The following is a 12,548-nucleotide window of genomic DNA, read 5'->3' as shown; positions in this document are numbered from 1 at the left end:
TCGGCTCAGGGTCGGAGGGACAGTTCGAACCAGGTCGTCTTGCCCGTGGCGGTGCGGTGGCTGCCCCAGGCCTCGCTCAGCAGGTCGAGGAGTTCGATGCCGCGGCCGCCCTCCGCCCCCAGGGGTGCGGTGCGGCGTACGGGGTCGGCGTCGCAGGCGTCCTCCACCTCGCACAGCAGCCGGTCGCCCTCGGCCCTGAGGTTGAGGCGGACGGGGCCGCGGGCGTGGCGGAGCGCGTTGGTGACGATCTCGCTGACCAGGAGTTCGGCGGTGTCGGTGAGGTCGCCGTGGGCGTTCAGGCCCCAGTCGCGGAGCCGGCCCGTCACCAGGTGGCGGGCCCGGCCCGCCGAGGTCAGGTCGCGCGCCAGGGGCCAGGAGGCCTCCCGCGCGGTCGCCCGGGCCGCGGGCGCGCAGAGGGGCCGCGGGGGTGCCAGGCTCCGGGTCCACAGGCCCAACTGCCGGGTGAACCACGACGTCGAGGCGTTCTTCGCCACCCACTCCCCGGCGTGCCCGCGGACGGGCGTGCCGGCATGCCGTGCCGTCCGCTCGTGCAGACGGGAGGGGAGGACGGTGAAGCGGGCCATGGTCATCAGTCCTTTCTGTGCCGGGTGGCCCGGCCGCTCGATGGCGAGGTTCGACGTTCATGTAGCACTTGCTACACCTACAAGAATACCCGAAGCGGGCATTACGGTAAAGACTTAACCAAAACGGACATACGTACCGCGTGTGCCGCGCCCCGGGAGGTGCCCATGCCCCGCCCCGCCGACCAGGACAAACGTCGTGCCCTGCTGCACCGGGTCCGCGCGTACGTGCTCCGCAACGGCCTGGCCGGGCTGTCCCTGCGCCCGCTGGCCCGGGCCCTGGGCACCAGCGACCGCATGCTCCTGTACTACTTCGGCACCAAGGAGCGCATGGTCGCCGAGGCCCTCGCGCTCGACGAGCGCCGTCCCCTCCTCAGGCTGCGGGCGCAGCTGGACGCGCGCGGGGCTCCGCAGGACGCCGCAGGGCTGCGGCGGCTCGTGGAACGCGTCTGGGAGCAGTTCGGCAGTCCGGACATGCGGGCGGTACTCCCCCTGTACCTGGAGATCATGAGCGCCAGCGTGATGCATCCGGAGCGGTACGGGCCCGTGATGCGCGACCTGGTCACCGGCTGGACCGACCTGGTGACGGGCCTCTTCGCCGGACTGGGCATGCCCGATGCGCGGGCGCGCACCGAGGCCGCCCTGCTCGTCGACGGCGTCTTCGGCCTGCTCTTCGCCCCGCTCGCGGACGGGGACCGAGAGCGGGCCGACGCGGCCTTCCGCCTCCTGCTCGACCGCCTCGAACCGGGCTGGCGGCCGTCCGGACGCGACTGACGGACTCCGCCCGGGATGCACGGCTCACGGCGGCGCCGGACAGTGGAGGCGGGGCCCGTCGGCAGACGCAGAGCAGGAGGATCCGGCGTGACCGATCACAGGACCTCCGGGGAACCCGAGCGGCTGACGACGCCCACGACCGCCGCGGCGCCCGCGGCGCCCATGACGGAGGAGGCCTTCCGGTCCCTCTACGTCCGCCTGCGCCACCACGGCCGGACCGCCGAGGAGCGCCGCCGCGGCGCCCTCGCCCACCTGACCCCCGAGCGGGTCGCGGCCGCCGCGGCCGAGGTGCGCCTCGGGCGCACCGTGTCGCTGGCCGCGCCGATCGAGACGTACCCCGGCCCGGACGATCCGCAGCCCGCCGCCTACGTGCTGACCGCACCCCGCGAGCAGGAGACCGGGACCCCCGGCCTGCACTTCGCCCTGGACCGCTTCGCCATGAACGTGCACGGCGACGCCCACACCCACCTCGACGCCCTGTGCCACGTCGTCTTCGACGGCGAGCTCTACGGCGGCGCCCCGGAGAAGGCACTGAAGGCGGGCGGTGCCCGCGGGATCACCCTCGACCTCGTCCGGAGCGGCATCGTCGGCCGCGGCGTGCTCCTGGACGTCCCCCGGGTGCGCGGTCTGCCCTGGCTGGAGCCCGGCGACTGCGTGAGCGCCGGCGACCTCACCGCGGCCGAGGAGGCGCAGGGCGTCCGCACCGGGCCCGGCGACCTGCTGTTCGTCCGCGTCGGGCACCGGCGCCGGCGACGCGAGTCCGGCCCGTGGGACGTGGCGCGAGCCAGGGCGGGCCTGCATCCGGAGGCGGTGCGGCTCCTGGCCGAGCGGCACGTCGCCGTCCTCGGCTCGGACGGCAACAACGACACCGCGCCCAGCCCGGTGGCCGGCGTCGCCTTCCCCGTACACGTCCTGGCGATGCACGCGCTGGGCGTGCACCTGCTGGACTACCTGGACCTGGAGGAGCTGGCGCAGCTGTGCGCGGAGCTCGGACGCTGGCGGTTCCTGTGCACGGTGGCGCCGCTGCGGCTGCCGGCGGCGACCGGCTCCCCCGTGAATCCGATCGCCGTCGTGTGACCGTACGGGCACCGTGGGGGCCCCTCGGCCTCCGGGGTGCCGGACCGCCGGTCGGCGTATACGTTCGAAGAGGGATCCCGCTGTGACGGACAGGCCCGGTACGGGCGCGACTCCACAGACCGAGGACGGACGGTGGTCGCCGTGAGCGACACCCCCCACTACGACGCCATCATCATCGGATCCGGCGCCGGCGGCGGCACGCTCGCCCATCGGCTCGCCCCTTCGGGCAAACGCGTGCTCCTCCTCGAACGCGGCGGCTACCTGCCGCGCGAGCGCGACAACTGGGACTCCACCGCCGTGTTCGTCAAGGGCAAGTACCGTGCACCGGAGTTCTGGCTGGACAAGCACGGACGCGAGTTCCCGCCCGAGGTCAACTACTACGTGGGCGGCAACACCAAGTTCTACGGCGCGGCGCTGTTCCGGCTGCGCCCCCAGGACTTCGGCGAGCTGCGCCACCACGACGGGATCTCGCCGGCCTGGCCGATCGGCTACGAGGACCTGGAGCCGTACTACACCCAGGCGGAACACCTGTACCTGGTGCACGGCCGGCACGGCGAGGACCCCTGGGAGGGGCCGGCCAGCGCACAGTACGCCCACCCTCCGGTCGAACACGAGCCGCGGATCCAGCAGTTGAGCGACGATCTGGAGAAGCAGGGACTGCACCCCTTCCACCTGCCCATCGGGGTCGACCTGAGCCAGGACGACCGGGGGCGGGCGACCCACTCCAGCGTCTGCATCCGCTGCAACCGGGTGGACGGCTTCCCCTGCCTGGTCCGCGGCAAGTCCGACGCCGAGGTGATCTGCGTGGAGCCGGCCCTGCAGCACCCGAACGTCGAACTGGTCACGGGCGCCCACGTGGTCCGGCTGGAAACCGACCCGACGGGGCGGACGGTGAGCACGGTCGTCGTCCGGCTCGACGGCGACGAGGAGGCCCGGTACGCGGCGGACGTCGTGGTCGTCTCCTGCGGGGCGGTCAACTCGGCGGCGCTGCTGCTGGCGTCCGCGAACGACCGCCACCCGCGGGGCCTGGCCAACAGCTCGGACGTGGTCGGCCGCTTCTACATGCGCCACAACAACCTGGCCCTGATGGCCGTGTCGAAGGAGCCGAACGACACGCAGTTCCAGAAGACCCTCGCCCTGCACGACTGGTACCTCGGCTCCGACGACTGGGACCACCCCCTCGGCGGGATCCAGATGCTCGGCAAGTCGGACGCCGAGCAGATCCGCGGCGAGGCTCCGCGTTGGGCCGGGGCGGTGACCCCGAACATGCCGTTCGAGGTCATGGCCCACCACGCCGTCGACTTCTGGCTGTGCGGCGAGGACCTGCCGCTGCCCGACAACCGGGTCACCCTGGACGGCGAGGGCCGCATCCACCTCGCACTCGACGAGGACAACAACACCGCCGGGCTGGACCGACTGCGGCACGAGCTCCAGCGCCGGCTCGGGCACCTGGGCATGCACGAGCACCACCTGCTGGACCACAGCATCTACCTGCACAAGGGCATGCCGATCGGGGCCACCGCCCACCAGGCGGGGACCGTCCGCTTCGGCACCGACCCGGCCTCCTCCGCCCTGGACCTCAACTGCAAGGCGCACGACCTGGACAACCTGTACGTGGTCGACACGAGCTTCTTCCCGAGCATCGGCGCGGTCAACCCGTCCCTGACGGCCATCGCGAACGCCCTGCGCGTCGGCGACCACCTCCTCGAACGCATGGGCTGACCCGCCGCAGCACACCGCCGACCGGGCGAAGAACCTCAACCGGGTGGTGCAACACGCATCGCCGCGCGCCCCCGCGCCCCGCCCCCGGTGATTGGGTGACCCGGAACCCGCCCGGCTGTCCCCGCCCGGACCGCGCGGGCCGCGCTGCGGAGGAGGCAGTTGGTCGTGAGTTCCACCGAGGCCGTACCCCGGGATGCGATCCCCCCGCACCTGCTGAAGGGCCAGAAGGTGCTGGTGACCGGCGCCAACTCCGGGATCGGCAGGGCCACGGCCATCGGCATGGGCCGGGCCGGCGCGGACGTGGTCGTGAACTACGTGGCCGGCCGCGACGAGGCCGAGAAGGTCGTCGAGGAGATCTCGTCCTTCGGGGTGCGCGCGGCGGCGTACGAGGCGGACGTGTCGAACGAGGACCAGGTCGTCGCCATGACGAACCGCATGGTCGAGGAGTTCGGGACGATCGACGTCCTCGTCGCCAACGCCGGGCTCCAGCGGGACTCCGCCTTCACCGAAATGACCCTCGCCCAGTGGCAGAAGGTCATCGACGTCAACCTGACCGGGCAGTTCCTGTGCGCCCGCGAGGCGACCAAGGAGTTCCTGCGGCGCGGGGTCGTCCCGGAGGTCTCCCGCTCCGCCGGAAAGATCATCTGCATGAGCTCGGTGCACCAGATCATCCCCTGGGCCGGCCACGTCAACTACGCCTCCTCCAAGGGCGGCGTGCAGATGATGATGGAGACCCTTGCCCAGGAGCTGGCGCCGCAGAAGATCCGCGTCAACGCGATCGCGCCCGGCGCCATCAAGACGCCCATCAACCGCAACGCATGGGACACCCCGCAGGCCGAGCAGGACCTGCTGAAACTGATCCCGTACCGCCGCGTCGGCGACCCGGAGGACATCGCGAACGCGGCCGTCGGCCTCGCCTCCGACCTCATGGACTACGTCGTGGGAGCCACCCTCTACGTCGACGGGGGGATGACCCTCTTCCCCGGCTTCGCCACCGGCGGCTGACCCCAACCGCCTCGGCCCCGGGGGAGACACACCACCCATGCACACCACGGTCCACCTGCTGGCGGAAGCACCGCCCCAGATGCTGCCGGCCAGATCGCTCATGGCCTTCACCCTCGCCTCGCACATCATCCTCGTGCCCCTGGGCGTGGCGCTGCCGCTGATCACCCTGATCATGCACGGCTACGGGCTGCGCCGCGGCGACGCGACCGCCCTGCTTCTGGCGCGGCGCTGGTCGGCGGTGATGGCGGTGCAGTTCGCGATCGGCGTCGTCACCGGCACCGTCCTGTCCTTCGAGTTCGGCCTGCTGTGGCCGGGGCTGATGGGCCGGTGGGGCGACGTCTTCGGGCTCGGCTTCGGCATCGAGGCCTGGGCCTTCTTCCTGGAGGCCGTCCTCATCGCCGTCTACCTCTACGGCTGGCGCAGGCTGCCCGCCCGTACGCACTTCCTGCTCGGGCTGCCCCTGCCGGCCACCGCCCTGCTCGGGGCCTTCGGCATCCTGTCGGCCAACTCCTGGATGAACACCCCTCGGGGCTTCAGCCTCGACTCCGGGGGCGACCCCGTCGACGTGGACGTCCGCAAGGCGATCTTCACGCCGATGTTCGGGCCGGAGTACTGGCACTTCGTCGTGGCGATGCTGCTCACCGCCGGGTACGTGGTGGCCGGCGTCTACGCCGCCGGCTGGCTCCGCGGCCGCCGCGACCGCTACCACCGCCTCGGCTTCACCGTGCCGTTCACGGTCGCGGCGGTCTGCACGCCGATCCAGTTCATGCTGGGCGACGCGATCGCGCGCGCCGTGTTCCGCAAGCAGCCGGTGAAGTTCGCCGCGTTGGAGATCGTCTGGGACACCAGCACCCACGTCCCGGAGTACCTCTTCGGCCGCCTCCACCCCGACGGGACGATCTCCGGTGGCATCAAGGTCCCCCAGCTCGACTCCATCCTCGCCGGGTTCAGCCCCGACACGAAGGTGACGGGACTGACGTCCGTACCGGCGGACCAGCGGCCGACCGCCGCCCAGGCGACCGTCGCCCACTGGGCGTTCGACCTCATGGTGGTCATCGGCTCCGTGCTCGTGCTGCTCGCCCTCTGGTACGGGCTCCTCTGGCTGCGCCACCGCCGGCTCCCCGCCTCGCCGTGGTTCTACCGCGGTGCCGCGTGCGCCGGGGTGGCCTCCGTCGTCGCCGTCGAATGCGGCTGGATCGCCACCGAGGTGGGCCGGCAGCCGTGGATCGTCTACCAGAACATGAAGGTCGCCGAAGCGGTGACGGCGACCCGCTCCGGCGCCCTGTGGACCATGTTCGGGCTGGTGGTCGCGGTGTACGTGTTGATCTTCGGCTCCTTCCTGGCCGTGCTCCTGAAGATGCGCACCCGATGGCGGCTGGACGACGAACGGCGCAGTGAGGAAGAAGCGATGGAGCATCCGGAGACGGACACCCCCTACGGCCCCCGCTCCGCGGTTCCCGCCGGCGGCCCCCCCGAGCCCGGCCACGGTGACGGCCCGGCACCGACCGGGGAAGGCAGGCCGTGACCGCCGACGTCGTGGCGGTGGTCCTGCTGCTCGCGATCGCCGCGTACGCCTGTGCCGGCGGGACGGACTACGGGGCGGGCTTCTGGGACCTGACCGCGGGCGGGGCGGAGCGGGGCAAGCGCCCCCGCTGGTTGATCGACCACGCCATGGCGCCGGTGTGGGAGGTCAACAACGTCTGGCTCATCTTCGTCCTGATCATCATGTGGACCGGGTTCCCGGTGTTCTTCCAGACGGTGTTCCTCTCGATGTGGCTGCCGCTGGCCCTCGCGGCCGTCGGCATCGTGCTGCGCGGCGCCGGCTTCGCCCTGCGCAAACCCACCCGCAGGATCGCCGGACGGCGCATCTACGGGGCCGTGTTCGCCGTCTCCTCGCTGCTCACCCCGTTCTTCCTGGGCGCCGCGGCGGGCGGGATCGCCTCCGGCCGGGTGGCGCCCGGCACCGAGCCCTCGGCGCACGCCTGGGCCAACCCCACCTCGGTGCTGTTCGGCCTGCTCGCCGTTGCGGCCACGGCCCTGCTGGGGGCCGTGTTCCTGGCCGCGGACGCGGTGCGTTTCGACGCCCCGGACCTGCACGCCTACTTCCGCTGGCGGGCGGTCGCCGCCCTCGCCGCCCTGGCGGTGCTCGCGGTGGTCACGCTGTTCGTCACCCACGGCGACGCTCCGCACGTGTGGCACGGACTCACCCACGGCGCCGGGCTGTTCTTCGTCATCGTGTCGGTGGTGGCGTCGCTGGTGACGGCGTGGCTGCTGCTGCGCACCCCGGGCGCGTGGTCGCGGGTCTCGGCGGTGGGCGTCGTCGCGGCCGCGGTCATCGCCTGGGGCATGGCGCAGCGCCCGTACCTGATCCCGGGCTCGCTGACGGTGGCCGAGGGGGCGGGGGCGCCCGCGACCCTGCACTGGCTGGTCGTCGTGACCCTCGTGGCCGTGGTGCTGGTCTTCCCGGCGGTGGTGCTGCTGTACCGGCTCGACACGCACGGCGAGCTGGAGCCGCTCACCGACGCCGACCTGCGGCGGGGCGGCGGCCCGGAGAGCAGCTGACCGCCGGCGGGCCGGGCCGGTGCACGTAGGACGGGCGAGGGGGACGGGAGGGCCGTGAGCGAACAGCAGATCCTGCTCGGCACCGCCCTGACCGTCGTGCTCGCCGTGGGCTCCCAGATCCTGGCGAGCCGGCTGCACGTCCCCTCGCTGATCGTGCTGCTGCCGGTCGGCTTCACCGCCGGGGCCCTGACCGACGTCATCCATCCCGACCAGCTGGCGCCCGACTTCAACCCGCTGGTGTCCCTGGCCGTCGCGGTCATCCTGTACGACGCCGGGCTCGGGCTGCACCGGCACCAACTGGGCGGCGAGCCGCGGACCGTGGTGATCCGGCTGATCGTGCCGGGGGTCCTGATCACCTGGGCGGCCTGCCTGGGGCTGGTCGTGGTCCTGTTCGACGTTCCGCTCGCGGTGGCGGTGATGCTCGGCGTGATCCTCGTCGTGTCCGGACCGACCGTCGTGGGCCCACTGCTCGACCACGTCCGGCCCACCGACCGGGTGCGGAGGATCCTGGTCTGGGAAGGATCCCTGATCGACCCGATCGGCGGCATCCTCGGTGCCGTCGCCTTCCACGTCATCGTCCGCTTCCAGGCCGGGCAGGGATTCCGCTTCGGCATGCTCTTCGGGAGCTTCGCCGTCGGCCTGGCCGGCGGCGCGGCCGGGGTCGTACTGCTGTGGCTGACCCTGCAGCGGCTGCGGCTCGGCGGGGCGCTGGGGACGCTCGCACAGCTGGCGGCGGTCGTCGCGGTGTCCGCGGGCTGCGACATGCTCCTCGACGACACCGGGCTCATCGCCGCCATCATCATGGGCATGGCGGCCGCCAACCTGCCCGGGTTCGACATGCCGGCCAGGCGGCCCTTCTTCGAGACCGTCGTCCAGCTGGTCATCGGCCTGCTGTTCATCTCCATCTCGTCCACGGTCGCGCCGAAGGCCGTGGCGCCGGTGCTACTGCCCTCGCTGGTCCTCGTCGCCGGGCTCGTCCTCGTGGTGCGCCCGCTGGTGGCGTTCCTGGCGACGGTCCGCACGCAGCTCGGTTCCGGGGAGCGGGCGTTCATCGGCTGGATGGCGCCGCGCGGCATCGTCGCCGCATCCACCGCCACGACGTTCTCGGCCACCCTCGTACACGACGGGCTGTCCGGCGCGGACGAGATCCTGCCCATCACCTTCCTGGTGATCGTCGGAACCGTCCTGGTGTACGCGCTCACGGCCCGGCCCGCGGCCGCCGCGCTGGGCGTCGTCCGCCCCTCCCGGACCCGCCCGCTGCTGGTCGGCGGCGCGCCCTGGGTGGTCGACCTGGCGCGGGCGCTGCGCACGGCCGGCCTGGACGTGCTGATGTGGGCGGGGCTCGCGCCGGAACGGCAGCGCATCGAGGGGGCGGGCATCGAACTGGCCCCGGGCGAGCTCCTGGCCGCCGCGGCCGACCCGGGGGCCCGCCTGGAGGGGGTGACGGCGGTGTTCCTCTGCACGGACGACGACGACTTCAACGCCCTCGCCTCGGTCGTGGTCCAGGACAGCGTCGAGGGGCCGGTCTACCGGGTCGGCCCACCGCCCGACAGCGGCGCGGTCGTGGCCCCGTACACGGGCGGCGCCGTCCTCTTCGGCCCGGCCGTGGTCCGCAGCGTGCTCGCGGAGCACCATGCGCGCGGGGCCCGCTTCCTGGTGCAGCCGGCCTCCGCACCGCGTCCGGCCGGCTGCGAGACCCTGTTCGTGGTGCGGCGGGACGGGCTGCTGGAGCCGGTCACCGGGGGCCGTCCGGCCGACCCGGCCGAGGGCGACGTGCTGGTACTCCTCGGGCCCGTGCCGACGCCCCCGGGAGGACCGGCCGGAGCCGGCGGCGAGCTTCGCTGACCCGCCGTCACCGCCCTTGTCGCGGGGCCCGGTTCAGAGCCGCGTCGAGGGTGATCGCGGCGTCGATGAAGGCCAGGTGGGTGAACGCCTGTGGGAAGTTGCCCAGTTGGCGTCCGGTGAGGTCGATCTCCTCCGAGTACAGGCCCAGGTGGTTGGCGTATCCCAGCATCTTCTCGAGCACGAGCCGGGCCTGGTCGATCCGCCCGGCGCGCGCGAGGGCGTCGACGTACATGAAGGTGCACAGCGAGAAGGTGCCCTCGGAGCCGCGCAGCCCGTCGGGCGACGCCTCGGGGTTGTACCGGTACACCAGGCTGTCGGTGACCAGCTCGTTCTCCATCGCGTCCAGGGTGGAGGTCCACATCGGGTCCTCCGGGGTGATGAAGCCGACCGTCGGCATGCGCAGCAGCGACGAGTCGAGCACGTCGCTGCCGTAGTGCTGGACGAAGGCCCCGCGTTCCTCGTTCCACCCGTGCGCCATGACCTGCTCGTAGACCGCGTCCCGCGTGCTGCTCCAGCGCTGGGCCTCGGACGGGCGACCGGTGGCCTGCGCGAGCCGCAGCGCGCGGTCGAACGCCACCCAGGACATCACCCGGCCGTAGGTGAAGTGCTGGCGGCCGCCGCGGGTCTCCCACAGGCCCTCGCCCGCCTGGTCCCAGTGGTCGGCCAGCCAGTCCAGGGCGCGCAGCAGTCCGGTCCAGCCCCGGTGGCCGAGGCGGATGCCGTGGCCGTGGGCGAAGGAGATGCTGTCCATCGCCTCGCCGTAGATGTCCATCTGGATCTGGGTGGCGGCGCCGTTCCCGATGCGTACGGGGGCGGACCGCTCGTAGCCCTCCCAGTGTTCCAGGCTCTCCTCCATCAGGTCGGAGGAGCCGTCGACCTTGTACATGATGTTCAGCGGTCCGGAGTCCCCCTCGCCGCCGGCCCGTTCCTTGATCCGGTCGTCGAGCCAGCCGATGAACGCCTTGGCCTCCTCCGTGAACCCCATGCCCAGCAGGGCGTACACGGAGAAGGAGGCGTCCCGGATCCACGTGAAACGGTAGTCCCAGTTGCGCTCGCCGCCCAGTTGCTCGGGCAGACCCGCGGTGGGGGCGGCCACGACCGCGCCGCTGGGGGCGTAGGTCATGAGCTTCAGGGTCACGGCGGAGCGCTCCACGGCCTCCCGCCAGCGCCCGGTGTAGCGCGAGGCGGCCAGCCAGGACCGCCAGAAGCGGATGGTGTCGTGGAACAGCCGCTCGTACTCGTCGAGACGGATCTGCCGGGGCGGTCCGTCGGCGGCGGATTCCAGGACCAGGCCGCGCTGCTGGCCCGCCTGCAGGCTCAGTGTGAGGTGCAGGTCGTGGTCACCGGTGAGGGAGTGCACGAGCCGCTCGTCGTCCGGCTCGCGCAGCGTGTGCACGGTCAGGGCGAGGTCCTCCGAGGCGAACACGGCCCCGTTCTCCGTGACGTGCAGTTCGTGCGACTTGCGGCCGTAGTCGAAGCGGGGCGCGATGTCGACCTCGAAGGTCATGCTGCCGCGCACGCAGCGGACCATGCGGACCAGACGGTGGCGGTCGGTGACCGTGGTCCCGGTCAACGGCATGAAGTCGACGACCTCACCGGTGCCGGCCCCGGTCATGAAGCGGGTCACCAGGACCGCCGTGTCGGGCAGGTACAACTGCTTGGTCGCGTACGTGGTGTGGACCGGCCGGACCGTGCAGTGCCCGCCCCCGCCCTTGTCGAGCAGGGCCCCGAAGACGCTGGGCGAGTCGAAGCGGGGACAGCAGAACCAGTCGACCGATCCGTCGGCGGTCACCAGGGCCGCTGTCTGCAGGTCGCCTATCAGGCCGTGGTCCTCGATCAACGGGTACTTCTCCATCAGGGCGTCCCTTCCGGCATGCGCCGTCACCCGGATCCGCTCCTGCGACCAGCCTAAGCCGGGGGCGGCCGGGGTGCCCGGCGGGGAGCTGCAGCGGGTCCGCCCATCGGGTTGCGCGCGCGGGCGTTTCCGGGCGAGGCCACGTGTCCCCCTTGCGCCGCTGCCCGGCTGCTCCCAGTCTCGACCCGTGTACGAGAGCCCGTCCGGACACCGGACGACACTGCGCCACCACGACCACGTCGCGGAGGTGGTGGAGCTCGGGGCGGCGCTGCGGTCGTACGCCGTGGCCGGCCGCCCCCTGCTCGACGGCTTCGGCGCCGACGAGCCGATCACGGCCGGGCGCGGCCAGATCCTCGTGCCGTGGCCCAACCGGGTCGGCGGCGGCCGCTACCGGTGGCGCGGGGAGGACCTGCAACTGCCCCTGAGCGAGCCCGAGCACGGGAACGCGATCCACGGGCTGCTGCGCTGGACCTCGTGGCGGGCGACCGGGTCGGACGGGCGGCGGGCCGCGTTCGAGGCCGACGTGTGGCCGCAGCCGGGCTACCCGTTCCACCTGCGGGTCCGGGCGGCGTACGCCCTGGGGGACGCCGGCCTGGAGGTGGAGGTGACCGCCTGGAACCGCGGCCGGGAGGTCGCCCCGTACGGCATCGGCCAGCACCCGTACCTGACGGTCGGGACGGCGACGGTGGACGAGGTGCTGCTGACCGTCCCGGCAGGGACCCGGCTGCGTACCGACGGGGCGGGCCTTCCGGTGGCGGAGGAGCCGGTGTCCGGCACCCCCTACGACTTCCGTACGGCGCGGCCCATCGGCGGCCTGGTGCTGGACACGCCGTTCGGGTCGCTCCAACGGGACGGGCAGGGGCGGGCGGTGGTCCGGCTCGCCCACCCGTCCGGGGAGTACGGCACGGACCTGTGGCTCGGCGAGGGCACGGAGTACCTGCAGGTGTACACCGGCGACACGCTGCCGCGAGGGCAGCGGCGGCGCGCGGTCGCCGTCGAGCCGATGTCGTGCCCGCCCGACGCGTTCACGAGCGGGACCTCGGTGGTGGCCCTGGAACCGGGTGGCCACCACACGATGCGCTGGGGCATCACGCCGTGGGGCGGATGATGCCGTAGAACCCTGCGCG

The 12,548-nt window shown here is 72.7% G+C and carries 10 protein-coding genes; 8 read left to right on the top strand and 2 right to left on the bottom strand.

The genetic code is table 11. The features are described 5' to 3' along the window. Window positions 1-5: 5 nt before the first annotated feature. Window positions 6-590, bottom strand: a complete 585-nt coding sequence (locus ACSHWO_RS32665) for an ATP-binding protein (protein WP_438317849.1) — start codon at window positions 588-590, stop codon at window positions 6-8. A gap of 159 nt (window positions 591-749) precedes the next feature. Here ACSHWO_RS32665 and ACSHWO_RS32660 point away from each other — a divergent pair, with 159 nt between their 5' ends. The 7 genes from ACSHWO_RS32660 (at window position 750) to ACSHWO_RS32630 (ending at window position 9,566) form a co-directional block, all read left to right on the top strand. Then, window positions 750-1,355 (top strand): TetR family transcriptional regulator, encoded by a 606-nt coding sequence (locus tag ACSHWO_RS32660; RefSeq protein ID WP_438317846.1) that lies wholly within the window; start codon window positions 750-752, stop codon window positions 1,353-1,355. Window positions 1,356-1,517: 162 nt separating this feature from the next. Then, window positions 1,518-2,432 carry a cyclase family protein gene (locus ACSHWO_RS32655; protein ID WP_438319325.1) on the top strand — a complete coding sequence of 305 codons (915 nt, stop codon included), beginning with the start codon at window positions 1,518-1,520 and terminating at the stop codon, window positions 2,430-2,432. A 141-nt stretch (window positions 2,433-2,573) separates the two neighbouring features. Then, complete coding sequence (locus ACSHWO_RS32650; protein WP_438317843.1) at window positions 2,574-4,154, top strand: GMC oxidoreductase; 1,581 nt, start codon at window positions 2,574-2,576, stop codon at window positions 4,152-4,154. A gap of 165 nt (window positions 4,155-4,319) precedes the next feature. Next, complete coding sequence (locus ACSHWO_RS32645) at window positions 4,320-5,159, top strand: SDR family oxidoreductase (RefSeq protein WP_438317840.1); 840 nt, start codon at window positions 4,320-4,322, stop codon at window positions 5,157-5,159. Window positions 5,160-5,196: 37 nt separating this feature from the next. Next, window positions 5,197-6,684 carry a cytochrome ubiquinol oxidase subunit I gene (locus ACSHWO_RS32640; RefSeq protein WP_438317837.1) on the top strand — a complete coding sequence of 496 codons (1,488 nt, stop codon included), beginning with the start codon at window positions 5,197-5,199 and terminating at the stop codon, window positions 6,682-6,684. Further along, window positions 6,681-7,721, top strand: a complete 1,041-nt coding sequence (locus ACSHWO_RS32635) for a cytochrome d ubiquinol oxidase subunit II (RefSeq protein WP_438317834.1) — start codon at window positions 6,681-6,683, stop codon at window positions 7,719-7,721. The genes ACSHWO_RS32640 and ACSHWO_RS32635 overlap by 4 nt, the downstream gene beginning before the upstream one ends. A 54-nt stretch (window positions 7,722-7,775) precedes the next feature. Next, window positions 7,776-9,566, top strand: coding sequence for a cation:proton antiporter (locus tag ACSHWO_RS32630; protein WP_438317831.1), 1,791 nt, complete (start codon window positions 7,776-7,778; stop codon window positions 9,564-9,566). A 7-nt stretch (window positions 9,567-9,573) separates the two neighbouring features. On the opposite strand, the gene ACSHWO_RS32625 is transcribed toward ACSHWO_RS32630, so the two are convergent. Further along, window positions 9,574-11,421: a glycoside hydrolase family 15 protein gene (locus tag ACSHWO_RS32625; RefSeq protein ID WP_438319324.1), complete on the bottom strand. Its 1,848-nt coding sequence runs from the start codon at window positions 11,419-11,421 to the stop codon at window positions 9,574-9,576. Between the two features lie 187 nt (window positions 11,422-11,608). Here ACSHWO_RS32625 and ACSHWO_RS32620 point away from each other — a divergent pair, with 187 nt between their 5' ends. Next, window positions 11,609-12,529, top strand: coding sequence for an aldose 1-epimerase family protein (locus ACSHWO_RS32620; RefSeq protein WP_438317828.1), 921 nt, complete (start codon window positions 11,609-11,611; stop codon window positions 12,527-12,529). Window positions 12,530-12,548: the final 19 nt, after the last annotated feature.

The organism is Streptomyces pallidus (ex Mingjun et al. 2026) (assembly GCF_051550185.1).
Lineage (GTDB): Bacteria > Actinomycetota > Actinomycetes > Streptomycetales > Streptomycetaceae > Streptomyces.
Note: the sequence above shows the minus strand (reverse complement) of the source record. Positions and strands in the feature narration are given on the sequence as shown.